Origin of the sequence: Desulfobotulus mexicanus, from assembly GCF_006175995.1 — a bacterium.
In the GTDB taxonomy this organism is placed as follows: Bacteria; Desulfobacterota; Desulfobacteria; order Desulfobacterales; family ASO4-4; genus Desulfobotulus; species Desulfobotulus mexicanus.
Genome location: NZ_VDMB01000004.1, coordinates 123,404 through 146,680, shown reverse-complemented (window position 1 = coordinate 146,680; position 23,277 = coordinate 123,404). Strand labels below are relative to the sequence as shown.

The window sequence follows — 23,277 nt, the reverse complement described above, 5'->3', positions numbered from 1 at the left end:
AGGGTGTCCGTTTTTCCTTAAAGTATATGGTTAAGAGATTGTCGTTTTTTCAGACAAATATAAACAGCCAGTGAGATTAGCAGATCTCTGCCGGAAGTAGAAGAAACTTTTCACCGTTGGAATGGTGCCGTAAGTGCGGCCATTTTTCATGGCATTTTTTTATAAACTCGGATAATAATATTGAACTGGAAAATCACTGGCCTGATTGAATCCCAAAAACAGAAGAAGATCCTATGGAAAACAGAGAATATAAGGCTCTATTAGAACTGATTTCAAAGGCCTGCATATCTTCCCTCAGGGAAATGGCAGAAAAGAAAATATCCTTAAGCTCCGATGGTTTAAGGGATATGCTGCTCAGTCAGAATCTGCTGGCCTCGGAATCTTTTTTAAAAATTGTAGCTTCTGAAAAGGAAAGCCTTGAAGAACTGCAGGCCCGCTATGACCGTCTTCGTCAGCAAAAGGATACCCTGCTGAAGGACTACGGTGCATTGGAAGAAAAAACACAGGCAGCTGATCGTTTTTATCGCAGAACCCTCCTGCTTTTTGCAGAAATGCAGAAGAATGTCTGTTCTTCCGACTTAAATACTGCCAGTGATCGTTTCCGTAAGCTTGTTCGTGAAAATGCAGGAATCAGCATTCTTGAAAAGTCCTTTGCGGAACTTAAAGATACGGCGTTCCGGGCCGCAGGAAGCTGTGAAGATGAAGGCAAATCGAAAAAAGGAATTTTTGGCCGTTTTTTCAAAGACAGTGGCAAAGATACCAATCTTCTTTTTGAAACCTTAAGGGAATCCTTTCAGGAAATAACAAATAATCTTCGCCTGAATCTGGATACGGGTTCTGTAGAACGTATCCGAAAGATTAATGAAGATCTCAAGGATGCCGGAAGTCTCGATGACTTTCTTTTGATCAGAAGGGATATCATCGATATTGTGGCCGACTATGTGGCTGCCATGCACGATGAAAGGGAGGCCGCTGCTGCTGTCATCCGGGAAATTGCGGGTCGGCTTGAACAGATGGAAAAACTTGTGCTTTCCGCATTCATGGAACAGATGACAGCGGACGTAACATCCAACAGGGAGTTTTCCGCCACCCTTGCAGGACAGCTTGAAGTCCTTGATCAGAAAGCCAGTTTCTCAAAAACCCTTGAGGAACTTAAAGATGCCGTGGTATCTCGCCTCAATGTTATTCAGCAGGTGCTGACCCGAAAGCAGTCCGAGGATGAAAAACGTAAGGAAGAGGCGGATAACCGTTACAGAACCATGCAGCAGGGCCTTTTCAAAATGCGGGATGAAATGATCCGTGTGAATGAAAAATCTAAAATCCTTGAAGAGGAACTGCTTAGAGATCCCCTTACCGGAGCCTACAACAGAAGGGCCTACGACAGGCATGTGGCCGAGGAAATGGACCGCTTCAGACGTTATGGCAGCCTGTTTTCCCTTTTGATATTTGATGTGGACCGTTTTAAAAACGTCAATGATATTTATGGGCATTCCGTGGGGGATAAGTGTCTTAAGGCCATCATAGAAAAGGTGAAACCGGTTTTAAGGGGCAGTGATTTTCTGGCTCGTTTCGGGGGAGAGGAGTTTATCGTTCTTCTGCCGGAGACCGGCCCTGAGGGGGCAAGGGAAGCCGGGGAAAAAATCCGCATGGCCGTGGAAACCATCGCATTTTATCATAAAGAGGATAAGGTACAGATTACCGTCAGCGTGGGAGCCGGTACTGTCAGGGAAGAAGATGGCAGCTATGATGTCTTTTTTTCCAGAGTGGATAAGGCCCTTTATGAGGCAAAAAACAGCGGTCGCAACCGGGTGGTTCAGGCGGAAGTTTGATTTATTAACAGTAAATGTGCTTAATTTGACAGGTAATGGGAGGTTGTGTGGGAAGTATGGCACTGGAAAAATGGTCTGAAAACGGTTTTCTGGCGGATGCTGAAGAGATGATGAACAATAAAAGCCGTGAGCTTCAGGCCCGTCTGGCCTATTCTCCTTCTGTCTGTCCTGCACTGCAAGGGGCTTATACCCGCCTTGAAAGAGACGATACCGTTACCTTTGATCTTCACAGGGAGGCCCTGCTTCAGCTTCCGGGTATCGCAGAAAATCCTGTACAGCGTATTCTGCCAGTCAAGGTCATAGAGGCAGAAGATAAGGGCAGAAAAAAAAGAAGAATTGCCATTGTTTTTTCAGGAGGTCCGGCACCCGGAGGGCATAATGTCATTGCAGGACTTTTTGATGCGGCAAAGGAGGCTAATCCTGAAAGTGAAATTCTGGGTTTTCTCATGGGGCCGGAAGGCATCATAGAAGGCATGTATCAGCCCCTGAGCCGGGATCAGGTGGACAGTTATCGTAATCTCGGCGGTTTTTCCATGATCCGGACAGGAAGAACCAAGGTTGATACCAGAGAAAAAATCATCCTTTCCAGAAAAACCTGCAAAGAGCTGGGAATTGATGCCCTTGTGATTGTAGGGGGGGATGATTCCAACACCAATGCAGCCTTTCTTGCGGAAAATTTTCTGGAGGACGGTGTGCAGGTGATCGGCGTTCCTAAAACCATAGACGGTGATATTCAGGTTGCCGATGCCTCAGGTCAGACCCTTTGTGGTGTGAGTTTTGGTTTCCATACTGCGGCCCTTGCTTTTTCCAGAGACATTGCCAACCTCTGCACCGATGCGGCCAGTGATGTTAAATACTGGCACATCTGCAAGGTTATGGGCCGGGTTGCCAGTCACCTTGCCTTAGAAGTCGCTTTACAGACCCATCCCACCCTTACCCTTATCGGCGAAGAGCTGGCTGAGTATCTGGATGAAGAGCGTCTGGCTGCGGCGGAAAAAAAAGGAGAAAGGGATTATACGGCCTATGGTATGACCCTGCGGCATCTTTCCCGTATTGTATGCAATGCCATTGTGCAGAGGGCTGCGGCAGGAAAAAATTACGGAGTACTTGTGATCCCTGAAGGTCTTCTGGAGTTCATTAATGAAATTCAGGCTCTGATTATTAAGCTCTCCACATTGATCGCAGAGTATAACCGTACCCATGATACGGATTTCCATTCTGATCTTCCTGACCTTGATAAAAAAATGAATTTTCTGAGGCGTTTGGCCCGTGAAGCAGAGGAAAAAGCATGTATCTCAGTATGGAATCAGAGGGATCATGACTTTTTCAGTGATATTCCGGATTTTTTCAAGGAAGGGCTGCTTACGGAGCGGGATAGCCACGGTAATTTTCAGTTTTCACAAGTGGAAACGGATAAAATTATTGTGGGTCTTGTGAAGGATTACCTGAAAATTCTCAAGGAAAAGGGAATTTACAAGGTGGGTATTGACCGAAGCTGGTATGAAAATACCCTTCTCAGGGAAGGACTGCAACCGGAAACCTTCAAATCTGTATTGTTCCGTAATGGGGATATAAAAGAGGCCCCTCTCCTTTTTAAAGAGCATATCATTTCCGTGAAGACCCTGACCCTTGCTTTGGAAAAAGCAGGTCTCCTTCAGGATGGAAGCGTACCGCCTGCTATTTTAAAAGTTTTCCGTAAGTCTGAGCCTGATTTCCGCATGCAGCCCCATTTCTACGGTTACGATGGCAGGGGAAGTGATCCAACCCCCTTTGACTGCGACTATACCTATAATTTAGGGCGTACGGTTTTTGCCCTGATATCCGGGGGAGCCACTGGCCAGATGGCCGTTATCCGCAACCTTGAAAAGGATGTTTCCCAGTGGGAGCCCATGGGAATTCCCCTTGCCGCACTGATGCATCTGGAAGAACGCAAGGGAAAAATGATGCTGGTGATGGAGAAAAAACTGGTGGATGTGGAAAGCAAGGCCTTCAGGGCATTCAAGGCCATGGGAGAAGCCTGGCTTGCCGCAGGTCCCGGAGAAGACCCCTGTCGCAGGCCCGATCCCGTGTGGTTGGCTGGAGAAAAGGATAAACCCCTCACCCTCATGATCAATCATATCTAAAGGTATGTCATATATTTAAATTACGCTTCATTGTCAAAAAGGGCCGTGCTGAGGTAACGCTCGCCTGTGCTGGGCAGAATGGTTACCAGGGTTTTTCCATGAAATTCAGGTCTTTCACCAAGAGTCATGGCTGCAGAAACAGCCGCACCCGATGAAATACCGCAGAGAATCCCCCGTGTACGGGCCAGCATTCTTGCCATATCCATGGCTTGATTGTCTGTAACCTGAATTACTTCGTCCATAAGGCCTGTATCAAGAATTGCGGGTACAAAACCTGCACCAATTCCCTGGATTTTATGGGCACCGGCAGAACCTCCTGAAAGAACGGGGGAAGATGCCGGTTCCACTGCTATCACCTTGAAATCCGGATTGGTTTTTTTAAAATATCGGCCGATTCCGGTCAGGGTTCCCCCGGTTCCCACTCCGGCCACAAGGGCATGGATATGGCCTCCTGACGCCTTATCCATCTCCGGGGCCGTTGTTCTTTCATGGATGGCAGGATTTGCCGGATTGGAAAACTGATCAGGCATAAAAATATTCCGGTCTTTTGAAAGAACATCATGGGCTTTTTCAATTGCACCGGCCATGCCTGCCGCCGCCGGGGTCAGGATAAGTTCTGCACCGAGATAACGGAGCAGTTTTTTACGCTCAAGACTCATACTTTCGGGCATGGTTAGGGTGAGGCGATATCCCCTTGCTGCACAGATGGCCGCAAGGGCAATGCCCGTATTCCCGCTGGTGGGTTCAAGGATGGCAGAACCGGGGCCGATTTTACCTTCTTTTTCGGCAGCGCTTATCATGGATTCTGCTATGCGATCCTTGACACTGCCCAGAGGATTGAAAAATTCCAGCTTGGCAAGTATTCTTGTATTCTTTTTTTTCATGGAATCCGGTGTTATATCCACCATTGGAGTTTTGCCTATGGTGGCTGGAATATCCGGTAAAATACTCATCAAAGACTCCTTTTCAGCTTTCAATGGCATTTTTGATGGCTGATTCCAGGGTGGAAAAGCTGAACTGGAATCCTTCTTTTTCAAGCTTTTCAGGTACTCCTCGCTGGCTTGCCAGAAGGATTTCTCCGAAATCTCCAAGAAAAAGACGCAGGACAAAGGCCGGAACCCGGAAAAAATCCGGTCTGCGCAAGAGTTTTGCCAGGGTGCGGGAAAAGTCAGCATTGGTGACAGATTCAGGACCAACAAGATTGTAAACCCCAGAGGTTTCGGGATGGCTGACAAAAAAGTCCACGGCAGCAAGAATATCATCCACATGAATCCACGGCATCCATTGTTTTCCTGAACCCAGAGGGCCGCCAAGGGCCATTCGGTAGGCAGGTATCATTTTGGCAAGTGCTCCGCCTCTGTCACCCAGTACAATTCCCAGTCGCATGCATACTGTACGGATTCCTTTTTTTTCTGCAGCCAGAGCTGCACTTTCCCATTCCACACAGAGTCTTGCCAGAAAATCTTCGCCTGATTCATGGTCTTCACGGAGTATTTCATCTCCGCAGGAACCATAGTATCCTATGGCGGATGTGGAAATCAGGGTCTGATCTTTTTTACCGGACAGAGAGGAGACAAGGTTTTCTGTGGTCAGGATGCGTGAATTACGCATGGTTTCCATGGAAGCCTTAGTCCAGTAGTGGAAGATACTGCGACCGGCAAGATTGATGACAAGATCCGCATTTGCTGCTGTTTCCTGCCATGGGCCGGGAAGGGTGGTGTCAGCCTGAAAATAAGTGAGTTTTTCATGGTTAAGGTAAGGGTGTGCGGGGGCAAGGTCTACTGCTGAAACATTAAATCCTTTTTCAAGCAGGGAGGAAAGGATACGGGTGCCAACAAATCCTGCACCGCCTGTGATGAAAGCATGCATGGGCTTCTCCGTTAAATGGGTTTTTTTTGAAAAATGGACGATTCATAATTATACTGTCATGCAGCAGTGGATCATGCAACGGAATTTTCAGGGCTGGACTTTTTATCCTTTGACAACGGCCAGGGGCTGAAGTTTTACGAGGATCTTCACAAGATCTGCCTGTGCTTCCATGACCGTATCTATATCCTTGTAGGCACCGGGAGCTTCACCGAAGTCCTGTTTTCCCCGGAGATTTCCTTTTTTGATGGTGGGAAAATCTGCATGAACAACATCTTTCATGGAGGCTGCCACAGCAGCGGCATCCAGCTTTCTGCAAGCCTCGTTTCTTCCCATGATTCTGCCTGCTCCATGGGCGCATGAACAAAAGGATTCCGGGTTGCCAAGTCCTTCCACAATATAGGAGGGGCTGCCCATGGAACCGGGGATGATGCCCTTTTCTCCCTTCTGTGCAGAAGTTGCACCTTTGCGGTGTACCCAGACCCTGCAACCAAAATGGTTTTCTTCTGCGGCATAATTGTGGTGGATATTGATTTCCTGATGAAAATTACAGCCAAGGATATCCGCAAGAATATTTTTGACAATATCCATCATGCGTCTGCGGTTTTCCTTTGCAAAGTTAAGGGCAAAGTGCATATCCCTTATATAGGCCATTCCCCTTGCACTATCTGTATCGAAAAAAGCCAGGTCTTCCGATGGCAGATCAATGCCGTCTTTCCGGTTTTCCGCAAGGGCTTTCCTGTGATGGTACTCTGCTATGGTCTTTCCGAGATTGCGGGAACCCGAATGCAGCATGGCCCAGATTCTGTTTTCACTGTCCTTTTGAATTTCAATGAAGTGGTTGCCTCCACCAAGGGTGCCGAGGCTCATTCGTGCAATATTCAGGGTATCCTTTCCCATCCAGCCGGGTTTTCCGCTCAGGTTCTGAAGGAAGTTGTCAAAACCTTCCCAGATCTGATCCTGTTTGTGGCGGCTGAAGCCGGTGGGAATGTAGCGGGCAATGGCTTCTGTGATTTTATGCAGGGTTTTTCTTTCGGGCTTTCCCGTGAAATCAGACATGACAGCGCCCATTCCGCAGCCGATATCCACACCTACTGCATTGGGGATGATAGCATTTCTAAAGGCTGCAACCCCTCCGATGGGCATGCCGTATCCGGGGTGACAGTCTGGCATCAGTGCAATGTGATGGAATGCCCTGGGATGGCGGCAGAGATTTTCTGCCTGTTCCATGGCCAGTTCTTCTGGATCCTGACACCAGGAACGCAGAGGAATTCCGGATTGTTTTTTTGGCATGGCCAGTCTCCTTTATGATTTTACTTTCTTGCAGTGTGAATATCCTTGGCAAGTATTTCCGCAAGTTTTGCCCTGCGCATATGGTAAAGATCCTTGAGGGCCAGTGCCAGTGCCAGCCACATTCTTATTACATCCGTATTGGCAGTTTCAGGTATCAGGGGGAGTATGGTATCTTTCATTTCCATGATGGCTTCGGACCTGTATCTGTAATTGTAATGCTGCATGGTGGTCAGGGTCTGGAGAAAATCCCTTATCTGCTTATCCGTGCAGGGTGTGGTACTGTCCTGGGGCATGAAACCACAGGTTACCCGGGAGAGGATGCGATTCACCATTTCCCTGTCCAGCCAGGGCAGGCCGCGGTCATTGAAGCGCAGGGATTTAAGCCCCCATATGTTCCAGATGCGTTCCGGGACCATGCGACGGGAGGCTCTTTCCGTTGCCCATGCTATGATTTCAGGCTGTTTTGCCGCATCGGTGCAGAGGCGTTTTGGGTCAGGGATTTTTCCCACCCTTGCAAGGTCCAGCCGGTCCGAATCCCAGCAGGTCTGGACGGTGATGTTGCCTTCCGTTTTTCCTTTGGTATGGTCTCTGCAAGCCAATATAAGGAGTTCAAACTGTTCATCGTGCAGATCAATGAGTTCAGAGCGAAGACGCTTAGCCAGATTGGCACCCCTTAGGCCGTGGTTGAAGTCAAGCCCTTCGTTTCTGCGCTTTGCGTCATGAAAGAGGGCAAAATAACGTACAACATTTTCATCGGCACCATTGTATGAAGCCAGTTTCAAGCCATTTTCCATGACCCTTGCCCAGTGGGAAAGACCATGGGTCCCAAAGGGGTTGAGCCGATATTGTCTCAGGATTTTTGCAACGGTTTTTTCTTCATTCATTCCATTACCCCCGAAGAGTTCTTGAAGAAAGAACATTTCAACATTAAAGTACAGGGCCTGAATCAGGGATACGACAGTCTTTCCCTTGATACAGGCTAGCCTGAGCATATTTTCCGGACAAGCAAATTCTGACATACCGAAAACGGAGATAAGTGAAAACTAATGACAGCAAGGTATAAACCCTATGGAAAAATTAGTGATCTTGCGGATACGGAGTGGTTTCTTGCCCAGGATGCCGGAGACACTGAAGGGGCCCGGATACGCAATAAGCGCATTGCAGCTTTAATACCGCCGGAAAATGTGGATGCTGCCAGTCTTCATTTCTGGCTGAACGAACGCCGGAAGCAGGCTGGAAGGGACTCAGGCCGTATTCTGCCTGGAGATCGTGTGGTTTCTCTCATGAAGACAGGCATTGTCCTGCTGGGCCTGCTGGGTTTTCTCGCTGGTTTTTCAGTAGCAGCAGGCGTTTTACGCTATGATGGTCTTACTCCTGTAAATCTTTTCCACGCACTTTTCGTGCTGGTGGGACTGCCCCTCATCAGTCTTGTCCTTACCCTTCTGGTACTCTTGTTCCGTAATCGTAAAATGCCTCTGGCTTACAGGCTTTTTCTGTCTTGTTTCCGCAGTTTTTTTTTGCGTATGCAAAAAGGTGCTGAAAACAGAATGTCTTCTGAAATAAGAATTCTTCTTCAGGCCAGGGCAAAGAATCTGGATACTTTTTCAGGTCGATACCGGCTACTGATTTTCTCCTTTGTTTTTTTTGTTTTTCAGGTTTCGGGTTTTTTTCTTGTACTGGGTCTTCTGTCCGGTTTCCTTCTCAAGGTTGCAGCCAGTGATCTTGCCTTTGCCTGGCAGAGCACCCTTAATCCGGGGGCGGAAGTCATTCATGGACTGATGACCCTGCTGGCCATGCCCTGGAGCTGGTTTTTTCCACAGGCCGTTCCGGATACCTCGTATATTGAAGGTTCCCGCCTGATTTTAAAGGAAGGCATCGCCCATTTGGAAGCACGCCATCTGAGCTCATGGTGGTCTTTTTTGTCCATGGCACTTCTGGTTTACGGTTTTTTACCGAGGCTTTTTTTTCTTGTTTTTGCAAGGTGGCGCTTCCATAGGACAGTCATGGAAACGGAAATAAAAGATTCCCGTATACATGAGCTCTGTTTTTTTCTCAGGCAATCCATTGCTTCACCGGGGCAGAATAAAATTAAAAAAGAGCCTCTGATTTTTGATGAAAAAATGTCTTCAGCACCGGCAGTTCAGGAGGAAAAAGAAAGATTTCCCCGGATGCTGTGGGATTTATGGATCAATGATGAGATTCCTGAAAGCCTGCATGGAACAATCCTTGAAAACACAGGCGCTGTTATGGGTTCGCCTCCCAGAAGCATTCTTTGTATGGATACGGAAAATCTTCCGGAAAATGCGGAAGCATCCTGCAGCCGTGTACTGGCTCTGGAGGTTTTTATGCCGCCCGTAAAGGAAGATTTGCAGCTTTTAAAAAGCATGGCAGAAAAAAACACAAGCCCCTTATGGATCTGGCCCGTGGGCAGGCCTGACAGAAACGGTGGAGAGGCAAGCCCTGATGATATTCGTATATGGGATTTGAGGTTGAAAGCTCTCTCAGAGCCCCGCCCTTTGATGCATAAGGGGGTGAATAATGAAGCCTGATTCCCTGCAGCTGGAATTTGCCGTGGTGGGCCATCCCAACGAAGGAAAGTCATCGGTTGTGGCCACCCTTGTGGAAGATGACACCATACGCATCAGTCCATGGCCGGGGGAAACCCGTGAAAGCCGCGCCTACCCTGTGCGTTCCGGAGATACGGTCCGGCTTCTGTTTACGGATACTCCGGGTTTTCAGTCGCCTAAGCGAACCCTTCTCTGGATTCAGGAGCATGAAAAACAACATACGGGAAAGGAACTGGCCCAAGCCTTTCTTACCATGCATGGTAATGATCCTGATTTTGAGGATGAATGTCAGATTTTTTCAGCCCTTTCCAGGGGTGCCGGCATTCTCTATGTGGTGGATGCCGCCCGGCCAGTGCGTAAAAGCGATCTTGCGGAAATGGAGATCCTGCGGCTTGTGGGGCTTGCCCGCATGGCCATTATCAATCCCAAGGGAACTGCCGAGGCTCTGGAAGACTGGAAGACAGCCCTGCGTAAAACCTTTAATGCCGTCCATGTATTCAATGCCCTGACCGCCGGATTCAAGGAACGAATGCGGCTGCTTTCCGCCCTGCGTTCCATGGACCCGGATGTGGAGCCGGTACTGCAACCTGTGATCCGTGAGCTGGAGCAGGACTGGGAAAACAGGATTGGCCGGTCCGCCTGCCAGATTTCGGATCTCCTTTATTCCGTATCATCTTTTTCCCTTAAGGAGGAGGCTGCGGATGCAGGGAAGGTGGAAGACCTTTCCCGCAGGCTGGTTCTTCAGTGGCAGGAGTCCATTCGCAGACAGGAAGAGATATGCTGGGACAGCCTGAGGGATACCTTCCGCCACCGTTTTTTTGCCCCGTCTCCGGATATTCTGGCTCTGGTGGAAACGGATCTCCTTTCTAAGGAGGCCTTCCATATGTTCGGGCTTTCCAGGGTGCAGCTTGCGGCCCTAAGCGGTGGTGCCGGAGCCGCCGTGGCGGCAGGTGTGGATCTTGCCCTGGGCGGTGCTGCCCTGGGGCTGGTGACAGCCGCAGGAGGGCTGGCCGGTGCCACCTGGAGTTACCTTGGTACCCGCAGCGGTGATGCCCGCCGCATTGCGGGTATACGGGTCAGCGGCTTTGAAGTCTGCATAGGTCCTGTGCGGGATGCAAGGATTCCATGGATGGTTCTGGATCGCTGCCTTCTTCTTTTCCATACCCTTGTAACGAGGCCCCATGCCACCCGGGATGAGGAAAAAAGACCGGTGGAAAGGAGCCTTTTGCAGATTCTTAGCAGTGAGGAAAGAAAAAAACTGGCTGCCTTTTTTCAGGATGCCGGGAAAAATAAAGTTAAGGAAGAACAGCGCAGGGAAATGGATGAAAGCCTTGCTTCCCTGCTGACCCGTTTGTCTTCGGGACCTGATCAGAAGAAATAGCCCAGAATATAATTCCCTGCTGTCCATGCTATAACAAGGCAAAGCCCCCATTTGATCCAGCGCTCGGGAACAAATTTCTGGGTTCTGGCTCCAAGGTACATGCCGATGAAGCCGCCTATGCCAAAGAGAATACCGAGAAGCCAGTCCGGAGATATGGCCTGTTCAGGGTTCATCAGGGCAAGGATCTGGTAAAAGATAACACCGGCAACACTGGTTATGAAAGTACCCATGAGGGCTGCCCCTGCCACCGTATATACGGGCAGTCCAAAAACAGAAACAAAGAAGGGTGCAATGATGGCCCCGCCGCCGATGCCGTAAATTCCGCCTATGATTCCTACAATACCGCTTAAGGCCATTATGCCTGCAGCACCCACATGGTATTCCTTTTCCCGGAATATGAAGCGGACCTCAAAAAAACCGGAGGGCAGCACTTCCACTCGTCCGCTGCCCTGTGCGCCACCACCCGTTGAGGCCTGTTTTTTAGCAAGAAGGTCCCGGAGCATCCGTATGCCTATATAGAGAAGGACACAGCCGACAAAAAGTTTGAAGAGATCAGGATCCGGCATGTAATAAACCCGGATGATGGCACCTATGAACACACCGGGCAGGGTGCCGATGACGACAGCTTTGACCAGGGGCGGAATCAGGCGGCCTTCTTTATAGAACCGCCATACACCGCTGGGGATGGCCACAATGTTATAGAGCTGATTGGTGGCACTTACGGAAGGGCTGGTAAAGCCTAAAAAACTCATCTGAACGGGGAGAAGCAGAAAAGCTCCGGATATGCCACCCATGGAGCAGAAAAAAGCCAGCACGAAGCCGATTACTATGGGAAAGAAGGGATTGAGGCTGAGTTCTGATACGGGAAAAAAGATTTCCATTTTTTTATACCTTTCCTGATTCAGGGGTGAGAGGTTTCTTATATGATATCAGAAACAATTATTAGCAAAAACAATGCCTGAATTTAAAGATCTGTAAATTTTAAAAAATATGTAATTGTTCAGCACAATTTATTCCGAAATTTCAACGCTGTAATTGTAGTAGCTTCGTACGATTGCAAGGCACCCTGGCTATTTGCAAGTGACGTTGCAATCGTTTCGGATCAGAGCTTTGCAGGCCTGTGCGAAAGAAGCGGCAAACTGTCTGAGCCGCCACAAAGGCAGCGTGTTCAAGCCTGCTATGGTAATAAAAAAGCTCATCCTGCCTGTGGCGGGGAGTTTTTGCCGCTTCCGCACAGGCCAAGAAGCTCTACGAATAAGATTGCGTCACGGGCAAATCGCTTGGGTGCCTGTGCATCTATTATCTGGCAGGTATGGAACTTGGAAAATTGTGCTGAACACTTTTATTTTCTCTCGCTCTGTAAAACTCCCTGCACAGGGCAGGTGTCATATGTTTTTTCAAGGTGTACGTCCGCCTTGCACCATTCCTGTCACCTTTGTCAGTATCAGGAAGGCTTTGTCTTATTTTAAGGGATTGACGGGCAGGGTTTTGACCATGAAAACAGGCTGAGGTTCCATACTTATCTCATGGTGGGTAATTCCCCGCAGGATATCCGGATAGTCTTTCCGGCGCTGGTGGATCAGGTTCAGGACAAAGGATGTGAGGGCATTCTGCTGGGAAGGTGGCAGAATTGCGGGAAGTGCTTTTCGGATACGTTCTGTGCAGGCTTCATCTTCAAGGGATTCCATGGAAAGGTTCCATCCAAACACCATGAGTTCTGCAAGGGGGGCTGTCAGATCATTATCTCTGCTGCACAGAGCAAGCATGGGACCTGCCATTTCTGTGAGAGCCTTGGCTACGGCTTCATCATTGCTGCCTCTGTATCGGGAGACCTTAATTTTTGCCATATCTTTTTCCTTAAATATATCTATCGTTTCTGATCATTAAAAAATCTAATCTGTGATAACATTCAAAAAAAATCATCCAATTCAGTCTGAAAATTGATTTGTGCTTGACACTGGCGTTCGGCTGTGAAATAATCAAACTCAAGATGAACGGTGTTTATTTGGGTATCTTTTGTACTCTTTGCTTTTATCTTTTATACACCACCATCCTACTCCCAACTTCCTCCCAATACACAGGCTGCATCCCATCCCCAGGGTGCAGCCTGTGTGTTTTGTCCTTTTTTTAAAATATCAGTCCTGATTCAGAAGTTCCTGATTGAATCGTTTTTCATCAAAGGAACACCCCAGATAATTCACTATAATTTTCAAATCCTTGTGGGCATTATCAAGGCAGACCGTCCCTCCTGGAGAAGGTGTCATGTTGAAGGTGATACCTTCGCCCGTATCAATTTTTGCTTCACCCAGCAGCAGTTCCTTGTTTTTTTTGTCAATGAGCTGGGGCCTGAGACCTCCGAATCCCTTTGCAAAGGTAAGATCTTCAAGTCTTACCGACGGGATGATTTTTTTCACGTCTTTTAGAAAAAGCCGCCTGTTGATATAGGGGATTTCAAACAAAAAGTTTTTAAGGATGTAGTTACGAATATCTTTGACACTGTAAAGGCTCAGCATGACTTTGATAACGGCAATGTCAAGGCGCAAAACTTTAAAAAAATCAAAGATTGTTTTGGGGTTGTAGCGCTCCAGCATGGGAAGAAGCAAAGCCGTGGGCCCGATGCGGGTCATGCCCTTTGCTGTGAAATCAGGATCACCGTGGATGGCGGCAAAGGGAAGTTTGTCATTTTGAACCGTATAGACTTTTCCGTTAAGATATTCAGGAATGAAGTAGTAGGAGCCTCCCACGGGCAGGCAGCTGAATTCGTGCCCATATCCCATGTTCTGGGCAAAAAGAAGGGAGTGGCCGCCCGCAGAAACCACTATAAATTTTGCCTCCAGAATACCACGGCTGGTTTTAACCTTGAAAATATTGTCTTTTTTCTGAATGGAGAGGACCTCTTCACTTAGGCGTACCTCCACATTTTTCCCTGCCTCTTTTTTAGCATTGTCCACAAAAGAGTGGGCCATGGTATAGTAATCCACAGCCGTGTACTGATTTTCAACGCCAATGGCAACAATTTCTTCTTTTCTGTCCTTTACAAGGGCTGGTTCAATGCGGGCAATGTCATCGGCTTCCCAAAGACGCATGTCCGGAAAGTGTGGGCTGAAAATTTCAAATCTTTTTCTGAGCAGGGCGCATTCATCAGGCCCAACGCCCAGAACCATTTTCGGATATTTTGCCATCAGACTATTAATGTTTTTCTGGGCCTTGGCATAATGGATCAGCATGTGGGCCGCTTTGTTGACCTTGATGGCCTTTTCCAGGGAATAGTTGGTCTCTATGTCTCCGCAGTGCAGTGTCTGGGAGTTGTTGCTTGCTGCGGAGTTGACCTGGGAAAGGTCACTGTATTTTTCAACCAGGGCAATATTTTTCAGATCCGTATACCTTGCCAGCTCATAGAGCAGAGAGCTTCCGGATATGCCTCCTCCGATGATCAGAACATCATATAATCCTGTTGTCATGTTTTTTTCCTTTTGTCTGTTGTTCCCATAAATGCCACTGAGATTGTCTATGTACCTGATTAATTATGATGAACTGTTATATTTTTTCACCTGTCCTGACTGCTGGATTCAGTCTTCATGGAAAGTGAAATTCTTTTTCTAAGGATATCCACATCCATAACCCTCACCGACACCTTCTGACCGACCTTCATAACTTCGTGGGGATCTTTGACGAAGCGATCTGCCATCTGGCTTATGTGTACAAGACCGTCCTGATGCACTCCTAGATCTACAAAACATCCGAAATTGGTGACATTGGTAACAATTCCCGGAAGCTTCATGTCTTTTTGCAGATCCTCCATGGAGTGGACATCCCCAAAGGAGAAAACAGAAAAACCCTGTCTTGGATCCCGGCCCGGTTTTTCCAGTTCGTTAAGAATATCCTGAAGGGTGAAAAGTCCCACATCCTCAGAAATATAGTTTTCCAGATGGATTTTTGAACGCAGGTCTCCAGAGCGCATAAGATCACCGATACCCGACCCGAGATCTTTTGCCATCCGCATAACAAGGCCGTAGCGTTCCGGATGCACAGCACTGGCATCCAGAGGATTGCTGCTCTCGGGAACCCGCAGAAAACCCGCAGCCTGCTCAAAGGTTTTTAGGCCCAAGCGCGGAACTTTTAAAAGGGATTTTCTGTCCGCAAAGGGTCCGTTTTCCGCCCTGTACTGCACCACGGCCTTTGCCAGCTTCGGGCCGAGGCCTGCCACATAGGAAAGCAGTGGGGCACTGGCAGTATTAAGGCTTACGCCCACACGGTTCACGCAGGAAGATACCACGGCGTCGAGGCGCTGGCGCAGAAGATTCTGATCTACATCATGCTGGTACTGGCCCACACCAATGGCTTTGGCATCAATTTTTACAAGTTCGGAAAGGGGATCCATGAGCCTGCGGCCTATGGATACGCTTCCCCTGACCGTAAGATCCTTATCCGGGAACTCTTCCCTTGCAATTTCCGAAGCCGAATAAATGGAAGCCCCTGCTTCGTTAACCATGATGACGGGAATGGCAAGCTTAAGATCCCGGAAGAATTTTTCCGTCTCACGGCCAGCTGTGCCGTTTCCAATGGCAATGGCGGAAACCGGGAAGGCAGCCAGCAATCCTTTAATGATATTTCCGGCTTCGTCTTCCCTGTCATGGGGGTGGATGAGGGTATCTTTTACAAGGTTTCCGCTGGCATCCAGCACAGTTACTTTGCAGCCGGTCCGGAATCCTGGATCTACTGCCAAAACGGGTCTGGCGCCTAAGGGAGGGGCCATGAGCAGGGCTTCCAGATTGGTGGCAAAAACATCTATGGCTTCAGTATCGGACTTTTCCTTGAGGTTTTGCCGCAATTCAGTTTCAAGGCTGGGACAGAGGAGACGTTTCCAGGCATCTTCGGCGGCCTTTCTCACTTCACCTGAGGCCTTATTGTTTTTGCGGATGACTTCAGGAAGTATCAGGGTTATGGCTTCATCACCATCGGGCCTGAGGGTGAGGCGGAGAAATCCTTCCCGTTCACCCCGGAACATGGCAAGAATCCGGTGGCCTCCGGCCCGTGCTGCCACTTCTTCATGGTCAAAATAATCCCTGAAGGTAGTGCCTTCCTTTTCCTTTCCTTTGATCACCGTACTTCTGATTATGGCTTTTTTAGAGAAAAGCACCCTCAGCTTTGCACGGATGGCAGCATCTTCATTGATAATTTCAGCAATAATATCCCTTGCTCCTGAAAGGGCAGTTTCAGCGTCCGCAACATCTTTGCTAATATATCGGGCAGCTTCTTCCATAGGGTTCAGTCCCTCCGGCTGAGACCAGATGCTAAGTGCCAGTGGTTCCAGCCCTTTTTCCTTTGCCATGGATGCGCGGGTCCGGCGTTTGGGACGGAAGGGAAGATAAAGATCCTCAAGGCCTGCCATGGTTTCTGCCTGCTGTATGGCATTGATGAGTTTTTTATCTTCAATATTCTGTTCCTTAAGGGAATTAAGAATACTTTCCTTGCGGGTTTCAAGTTTTTTATGGGTTTCCAGAGCTTCACAGATATGGCTGATCTGTACTTCGTCCAGCCCCCCGGTTTTTTCTTTTCTGTAGCGTGCCATAAAGGGAATCGTTGCCCCTTCGGCAAGCAGTTCTTCTATGACAAAAACCTGATTTATTCGGATGCCGATGATTTCTGCAATGCTTTTTTGAATGATTTTCATTTTTTCCCCGAAAAAGAGGTCCGCATGGCTTTCCATGTTTGGCGGGAATTTACGCTATACCCATTGGGATTGCAAGCTTCACTGCTATGGTCTGGATGATGCGTTTCCGGTGGGATATAAAGTGTGTCCGATGGAAAGAATGATTTTTTTAAGAAGCAATTTTTAGTGAAAATCAGAGATAAATTGAGCAAATTAGAGAAAAAATTATTTTAATGACCTTTTTGTGGCTTTTAGCAAGACTGGCTTGACATATGTTCAATTAAAGCTTAAAATTTTAAGTTGAATATATGAACAGGGTCGAAAAAAAGGATGGGTTCAAAGGTTTGACTGCTAACATGAACCATAAATCGGTGCGTAATATTATGATGTCTGAAGCAGGTCCTTTTTTTTGGTCTGTATCTTTGAGGTGGCGAGCTGCAATTTCATATTTTCCGGTTCTTTCGGGAAAACAGGGGGAGGCGGCTCGTCCCTGGTTTCAAGAATCGGAAAGGAGGATGGTCTATGAAAACATCCAGCACCAGACCCCGCTATCGTCCATATACACCGGACAATTTTCACACCCTTCCCCAGCTCGATAAAATTTCCCCGAAACGTATTGAAGATATGAAGCTTACCTTCCGGGCTCTGCCCTTTAGGGTGAGCAATTATGTGGTTGAAGAGCTCATTGACTGGGATCGTATTCCGGAAGATCCTGTTTTTCAGCTGACTTTTCCCCAGCCTGAAATGATTCCCCGTCTGGATTTTTGCCGTCTGCGAAGTTTTGTCCGTTCAGGTAATGAATCCGCAGCCTCGGATATTGTCCGCAGGATTCATCGGGATATGAATCCCCACCCCGCCGGTCAGATGGATCTGAATGTGCCACTTATGGGGAATGAAGTGTTGACGGGAATGCAGCATAAATATGGTGAAACTGTTCTGTTTTTTCCAACCCAGGGACAGACCTGCCACAGTTACTGTACCTATTGCTTCCGTTGGCCCCAGTTTGTGGGGCTGGACACGGCTTTTCGTTTTGCCTGCAGCGATGAAACCCTTCTTCCCCGGTATATCGCTGAACACCCTGAAGTAACGGATGTGCTGTTTACCGGGGGGGACCCCTTGGTCATGCATGCAAAGCTTTTGAGAAAATATCTGTCGCCGCTTCTGGAGAAAAAACCGGGGAATCTGAACAGCATACGCTTTGGCACTAAAAGCCTTGCTTACTGGCCTTACCGTTTCACCGAAGATAAGGATGCAGATGATATTATACGTCTTTTTGAAGAAATCATTGAGGCTGGATATCATCTTTCCGTCATGGCCCACTTTAGTCATGACAGGGAGCTTTCCACACCTGCTGTGGAAAGGGCCATGGCCAGAATCCGTTCCACCGGCGCCCAGATTCGGTGTCAGGCTCCCCTGATCAGGCATGTCAACGATGATCCCGGTGTATGGTCTGCCATGTGGAAGCGTCAGGTGGCTCTGGGGGCTGTGCCCTATTATATGTTTATGGAGCGGGATACCGGGCCGAGGGGATACTTCAATGTGCCCCTTGTGGAAGCCCACAGGATTTTCACGGAAGCTTACCGGAATGTGTCGGGTCTCTGCCGCACGGTCCGGGGACCTTCCATGTCGGCGGGCCCGGGGAAAATTCTGATGGATGGAGTGGCTGAAGTGGGCGGAGAGCAGGTAATGATTTTAAAATTCATACAGGCCCGTAATCCGGACTGGGTGAATAGGATTTTCTTTGCCGCCCATGATCCCAAGGCCCACTGGATAGATGATCTGAAACCGGCCTTTGGAAAACAGCAGTTTTTCTATGAGGCAGAATATATCCGGATACAGGAGGAAATCAGACGAAGGCGGGAAGGTTTTGCTGCTGCCTGAGTTCAGTTTTGCAATATAAGCAACCCGAAAGCCCCCTTTACCATAGAGTAAAGGGGGCTTTTAAATACATGAAAAACGATTTTTGTTTCAGGCCTTTTCCAGTGCCATAAAACGTTCCACCTGGGGATGAATACAGTGGTAAATATCTTCATCTGATCCGTATACATCGACAACATCTTTGTTTTTGATCAGATCCTCTATGACAAAGGCCGTGAGATAAAGGGAGACCACATTGGGGTTGGCAACGACCTGACGATAGGGAGCAACTTTAAAATCCAGATCAAAGTCTTCCATCTTGCCCAGCTTTTCGAGCCCCTTGGCAATATGAGCCTGGAGTCCGTTTTTATTCGTGGTTTCAATGATCTCATTTTCCACAAGTTTCATGGAAACGGTATTGCTCAGCATATCGGCATGGTTGCGAACCATATGCAAGGCCTGCCCCCGCTCCCGTTCTTTGGAGGATTCTATCCTGGAGAGGATTTTTGATTCACGGTTACTCGGGCGGAAAACCTTTGCCATTGAATGACCTCTGCGGCTTATGGTGTCAATGTAAACAGGGCACCTGAATTATCCTGAACACGCCCTGCGTCAGTAATTCTGTATCATAGGGAAAGCCTTGTTCCGAAGCAAGAAAAACCTTTGTTTTTTTCAGCACCAGGCCTCAATTTGTATCTGGACGGCTTCATTTTTTCCCCAGCCTTTTCGGATACGGAAAAGGATGGTGTCCAGATGATGGGGGAAAAAGGCTTCTTTGCCTGCACCAAAGACCACCGCAGTAACCCTGCGGACTTTTATACATGTGGCCTGCCGGAGAAGAAGCCGACGGTGCTTTCCATCGCTTCCCATGATTGTGCTTCCCATGACTTCCAGATGGCGGGCCACAAAGAGTGGAGCCGGATTTTCCATGCCAAAGGGACCTAAGGCCTGTATTTCTTCCAGCAGTTCATGAGAAAGATCATCCAGGGTGATCAGGGCATCGGCAATGAAGGCTGGGGGCTGACCGATAATATCCCTGTGGCTGGTCATCAGAGACCAGAATTCTTTCTGAAACGGGAGGATATTTTTTGCCTGAATCCTGAACCCCGCTGCCATGGTGTGTCCTCCGAACTGTTCCAGCAGAGAACGGCAATGGCTTAAGCTTTTATAAAGATCAATGCCAGGAATGCTGCGGCCGGAAGCCTGACCACTTTCCCCACGGGTAGCGATGAGTATAGCGGGTCTGTGGTGACGCCGAACAAGCCTTGAGGCCACAATACCGATGACTCCGGGAGACCAGTCCTCACTATGGAGAATCAGGGCCGGCTGTTGGGAAAGAGCGTTATTTTCTTTAAGGCTGTTTTCTATGGGCAGAAGAATACGGTTTTCTTCATCCTGACGGGTTCCGTTGAGCCTGTCCAGTTCCATGGCCAGTGGCATGGCTTCTTCCACAGAGCCAGCACAGAGCAGGTGGGCGGCAATTTCCGGATGGGCCATGCGGCCTGCGGCATTGATTCTTGGAGCCAGACGGAAGGCAATGGCCTCGCTGTCCAGATTCTCACAAGAGATACCTGCAACCCGGCACAGGGCCTGAATACCGGGCCTTGGATTTTTACGTATGGCATTTATTCCTGCATGAACCAGAATGCGGTTGATGCCCGATAGCGGGACAAGATCCGCAACAGTTCCGATGGCCACCAGATCCGTTTCCTGAAGCAGGGGAGGTTCAGGAAAGTCTTCTTTCCAGAAACCGGCTTCCCTCAGTTTTTTCCGGATGGCCATAACAAGGTAAAAGGCCACCCCCACACCGGCCAGCTCCCTGAGGCCGGATTTGCAGTCAAGGCGCTGGGGGTTTACAACGGCAGAGGCAGAAGGCAGATTATCCCCTGGTCTGTGATGATCCGTAATGATCACATCCATTCCGTTTTTTCCAGCCTCAAGGACTGCATCATGGCTGGATATGCCGCAGTCCACTGTAATGATCAGGCGGATGCCTGAGCGGGCAAAATCCGGAATATGGGAGCTTTTCAGGCCGTAGCCTTCCTTTTCCCTGTGGGGCAGATGAAACCGTACTTCGGGTGTGGCCCTCAGAAGAAATCCATAGACCAGCGCTGTGGATGTGACACCATCGGCATCGTAATCTCCGAAAATCATGATGGGTTCCCGGTTCAAAATGGCCAGGACTATCCTTGCTGAAGCTTTGGTAAGGTCGGTAATGGTATCAGGATGGGGCAGGTTTTTTACGGAAGGGTGGAGAAAATTCCTTAAGGCCGTGATGCGGGTAAGGCCTCTTGCCGCCATTACTGCTGCTGTCGCAGGCAGGCAGCCTGTGGCATGGACAATACGATTACAGGCTTCTTCCGGAGCCTGTCTGAGGTGCCAGAGCAGGGGGGGGCGGCTGTCGGTTCTGTTTTTTTGTGGATATGGGGGAATATTTTGCATCATCAGACTTTTGATCTGTCGTAGGAAGCCACTTTACGTGCAAGCTCTGCCCATCTCAGCCCCTGAAGCTCTTTGGCTGCATCATGCTGGAGACCTTTTTTCAGTATTTTTCTCCGGTCTCCGGCCTTGGTGACACCATAAAAAGGCAGCATATGGAAAAAGGCCTCATCCATATATTCCCGGATGGGGATAAGAACGTCTTTTTTTCTTGTAAAAAAGGCATCCTCTCCTTCGGCACAGGGAGTTGTAAAAACATTGAAATGCCGACATGCAAGGGGCCGCATGGGATGAATGGCACAGATACCTTTCACAAGAAAAACACAAGGGTCACCCGGGGTGTGCTTCTCAAGGCATGCGGCAAGATCGCTTCGCATGGGTTCTTCAAGTTTTTCAGTTACATACCAGGTTATTCCCACCAGTTCAATGGGATATACGGGAATGGATCTGTGGGTTATACAGCAGGCTGCACATCCCTTGGCACAGGCAAGTTTTCTTCCTTTTTTTTCTTCCCTTCGAATGGCCGCATTAACGCCCTGATCTGCAATATGATAGGCATCCAGAAGCATGGGTAGCCAGGTGTGTTTATTTTCTGATTCAGGAAAAGAAAGACGCTTAATGTGATGGGCAAGGGGCAGGGAGATATTTTTTTTTGCCATGGAAGATCCTTAAGATAAGATGTCCGGACGGGAAAGCAGGATCTCACGGCTACTTTCCATGGCCGGTGTATCATGTGATAATCGGGGGCTGGTGAAAGGAATCAGCGGTCGTTTTCCAGATAAAGATCCCTCAGAAGGCGCTTGAGGATGATGCGCTCCTCATGGGAAAAGGGAGCCAGAATTTCCTGGGATACCTTTTCTCTGTCCGTATGGAGCATTTTCTGATGATCCATGGCCATTTGACTAAGGGATACGCGTATGACACGGCGGTCTTCCGTGTCACCGGTTTTATGAATCCAGCCAGCCTCGGAAAGTCGTTCCAGCACGCCTGAAACTGTTGCATTATCCAGAAGAAGACGTTTGCCGATTTCTCCTGCGGTCAGGGTTGATTCATTGTAAAGGGCCTCAAGGACCAGTCCCTGAACAGGGGTGAGTCCATAGGGTTTAAGATAGCGTTTAAGAACGCCCTGTGCCTTCTGGTTGGCTTTAGCCAGAAGAAAGACAATGAAATTTTGATAGCTTGGCATATTATTTCCCGGCGGTTCCGCCGGATATCCGGCTGATAAGGGTGGTGGAGAAGGGGATGGCAGAGTTCCTTTTTTACTGAGCAGACTTTTAGGAAGAACAGCACCGTATGTCAAGCCGGAGATTGTTTTTCCTTCATTTTCATTGAAGCTGGGATTATTTTGATGACCTGCCCGCAGTACTGGATTTTTGTACTCCGGCCACGGACAGGCCAATAAAATTAAAATCTGTATTTAAGCCCTAAATGCCAGGTGAAATAGTCAATTTCATCCAGCCCGTCGTGGCCGCCCACATAGCCTGCTGCTCCTTCAAGGATCCAGTGTTCACTGATGCTGCGCTCAAGGCCCATGCCCAGTTTGCCACAGGCCCGGGTGCGGTTGCTTACATAGCCGGGCAGCTTTTCTTCGCCACCTTTATAATTCACTGTTACATCCATGAGGCCCACACCCAGCCCCAGATAGGCACGGGTGACTTCGCCAAAGGGGGGATAGTATTTGAACATGAGGATGTAAGTGTTTACATCCAGACTGTCTCTGGAAAAGGGATTGTCCACATCAAATTTACGCATGTGGTCAAACTGAAATTCCGTTGCCAGGGCATCCATCCAGCGGTACCCTATGTTTACATGGGCTGCAAATGAATTGTCCTGATCTGGATCTATGTTAAAGTTTTCCACGGCATAACCAATGGCAGCACCAATAGTAAAGGGTTTTTCCACGGAAGCAGCCGATGCGGAAAAAACCAGTGCGAGGCTGCAAATGACAGTAAAGGTGAAACTTAGAATCCGGTTGCGCATAGAGTACCTCCTCAGGAAAGAGAGTGAAAAAGATATGCCCCTTTTTGAGCGTTCGGGGCGAATTGGTTCATGCTGAGTGTTTCTGCAAGCTTGATACCATGTGAATATATAATCACATTTCGAATGCAAATCCATTTTTTATTATGATGAATCGGTTTTAAAAGTTTCAAGATTCTGATTTTATATTGTTTTTTTCTGTCTTGAACTTAAAAAAAAATGAATTGTGCAATCTTTAACAATTATATGATGAAAGACAGGTGTGTATTCTGTCCGTAATGCTGCATTTATT

General features: G+C 48.4%; 18 protein-coding genes. 5 read left to right on the top strand and 13 right to left on the bottom strand.

The genetic code is table 11. From position 1 onward, the window contains the following. The first annotated feature begins 233 nt into the window (after positions 1-233). Positions 234-1,829 (top strand): GGDEF domain-containing protein, encoded by a 1,596-nt coding sequence (locus tag FIM25_RS05030; protein ID WP_139446947.1) that lies wholly within the window; start codon positions 234-236, stop codon positions 1,827-1,829. 56 nt (positions 1,830-1,885) lie between these two features. Further along, on the top strand, positions 1,886-3,952 hold the full coding sequence (locus FIM25_RS05025) for a 6-phosphofructokinase (protein ID WP_139447076.1): 2,067 nt from the start codon (positions 1,886-1,888) through the stop codon (positions 3,950-3,952). 20 nt (positions 3,953-3,972) lie between these two features. On the opposite strand, the gene cysK is transcribed toward FIM25_RS05025, so the two are convergent. The 4 genes from cysK to FIM25_RS17015 form a co-directional block, all read right to left on the bottom strand. Further along, positions 3,973-4,905, bottom strand: coding sequence for a cysteine synthase A (cysK, locus tag FIM25_RS05020; RefSeq protein ID WP_139446945.1), 933 nt, complete (start codon positions 4,903-4,905; stop codon positions 3,973-3,975). A 13-nt stretch (positions 4,906-4,918) separates the two neighbouring features. After that, positions 4,919-5,821, bottom strand: coding sequence for a TIGR01777 family oxidoreductase (locus tag FIM25_RS05015; RefSeq protein ID WP_139446943.1), 903 nt, complete (start codon positions 5,819-5,821; stop codon positions 4,919-4,921). Positions 5,822-5,923: 102 nt separating this feature from the next. Continuing rightward, positions 5,924-7,111, bottom strand: a complete 1,188-nt coding sequence (locus FIM25_RS05010) for an RtcB family protein (RefSeq protein WP_139446941.1) — start codon at positions 7,109-7,111, stop codon at positions 5,924-5,926. 20 nt (positions 7,112-7,131) lie between these two features. Further along, a complete protein-coding gene (locus tag FIM25_RS17015) occupies positions 7,132-7,995 on the bottom strand; it encodes an HD domain-containing protein (protein WP_179953169.1) in 864 nt (287 codons plus the stop codon). 162 nt (positions 7,996-8,157) lie between these two features. Here FIM25_RS17015 and FIM25_RS05000 point away from each other — a divergent pair, with 162 nt between their 5' ends. Both FIM25_RS05000 and FIM25_RS04995 read left to right on the top strand, forming a co-directional pair. Then, positions 8,158-9,660: a DUF2868 domain-containing protein gene (locus FIM25_RS05000; RefSeq protein ID WP_139446939.1), complete on the top strand. Its 1,503-nt coding sequence runs from the start codon at positions 8,158-8,160 to the stop codon at positions 9,658-9,660. Continuing rightward, positions 9,650-11,059 carry a GTPase/DUF3482 domain-containing protein gene (locus FIM25_RS04995; RefSeq protein WP_139446936.1) on the top strand — a complete coding sequence of 470 codons (1,410 nt, stop codon included), beginning with the start codon at positions 9,650-9,652 and terminating at the stop codon, positions 11,057-11,059. Before FIM25_RS05000 ends, FIM25_RS04995 begins: the two co-directional genes overlap by 11 nt. Here FIM25_RS04995 and FIM25_RS04990 read toward each other — a convergent pair. The 4 genes from FIM25_RS04990 to FIM25_RS04975 all read right to left on the bottom strand — a co-directional run bounded on the left by FIM25_RS04990 (position 11,047) and on the right by FIM25_RS04975 (position 16,733). After that, complete coding sequence (locus FIM25_RS04990; RefSeq protein ID WP_281279302.1) at positions 11,047-11,940, bottom strand: sulfite exporter TauE/SafE family protein; 894 nt, start codon at positions 11,938-11,940, stop codon at positions 11,047-11,049. The two genes, FIM25_RS04995 and FIM25_RS04990, sit on opposite strands and share 13 nt — an antisense overlap. Before the next feature lie 579 nt (positions 11,941-12,519). After that, the gene (locus FIM25_RS04985) at positions 12,520-12,906 is read right to left on the bottom strand and encodes a hypothetical protein (RefSeq protein WP_139446934.1); all 387 of its coding nucleotides are present in this window, start codon (positions 12,904-12,906) and stop codon (positions 12,520-12,522) included. Positions 12,907-13,194: 288 nt separating this feature from the next. Further along, the gene (locus tag FIM25_RS04980; protein ID WP_139446932.1) at positions 13,195-14,520 is read right to left on the bottom strand and encodes an FAD-dependent oxidoreductase; all 1,326 of its coding nucleotides are present in this window, start codon (positions 14,518-14,520) and stop codon (positions 13,195-13,197) included. 86 nt (positions 14,521-14,606) lie between these two features. Beyond that, positions 14,607-16,733: a Tex family protein gene (locus tag FIM25_RS04975; RefSeq protein ID WP_139446930.1), complete on the bottom strand. Its 2,127-nt coding sequence runs from the start codon at positions 16,731-16,733 to the stop codon at positions 14,607-14,609. A gap of 501 nt (positions 16,734-17,234) precedes the next feature. Here FIM25_RS04975 and FIM25_RS04970 point away from each other — a divergent pair. After that, positions 17,235-18,593, top strand: coding sequence for a KamA family radical SAM protein (locus FIM25_RS04970; RefSeq protein ID WP_139446928.1), 1,359 nt, complete (start codon positions 17,235-17,237; stop codon positions 18,591-18,593). An 87-nt stretch (positions 18,594-18,680) separates the two neighbouring features. Here the strand turns inward: FIM25_RS04970 and FIM25_RS04965 are convergent, their stop codons facing one another. The 5 genes from FIM25_RS04965 to FIM25_RS04945 all read right to left on the bottom strand — a co-directional run bounded on the left by FIM25_RS04965 (position 18,681) and on the right by FIM25_RS04945 (position 22,988). Continuing rightward, complete coding sequence (locus FIM25_RS04965; RefSeq protein WP_139446926.1) at positions 18,681-19,112, bottom strand: hypothetical protein; 432 nt, start codon at positions 19,110-19,112, stop codon at positions 18,681-18,683. Between the two features lie 129 nt (positions 19,113-19,241). Then, positions 19,242-21,014: a single-stranded-DNA-specific exonuclease RecJ gene (gene recJ, locus FIM25_RS04960; protein ID WP_139446924.1), complete on the bottom strand. Its 1,773-nt coding sequence runs from the start codon at positions 21,012-21,014 to the stop codon at positions 19,242-19,244. Next, positions 21,014-21,667, bottom strand: a complete 654-nt coding sequence (locus FIM25_RS04955; RefSeq protein WP_139446922.1) for a YkgJ family cysteine cluster protein — start codon at positions 21,665-21,667, stop codon at positions 21,014-21,016. The genes recJ and FIM25_RS04955 overlap by 1 nt, the downstream gene beginning before the upstream one ends. A gap of 101 nt (positions 21,668-21,768) precedes the next feature. After that, positions 21,769-22,194 (bottom strand): MarR family winged helix-turn-helix transcriptional regulator, encoded by a 426-nt coding sequence (locus FIM25_RS04950; protein WP_139446920.1) that lies wholly within the window; start codon positions 22,192-22,194, stop codon positions 21,769-21,771. A gap of 218 nt (positions 22,195-22,412) precedes the next feature. Next, positions 22,413-22,988 (bottom strand): porin family protein, encoded by a 576-nt coding sequence (locus FIM25_RS04945; protein ID WP_179953168.1) that lies wholly within the window; start codon positions 22,986-22,988, stop codon positions 22,413-22,415. Between the last annotated feature and the right edge of the window lie 289 nt (positions 22,989-23,277).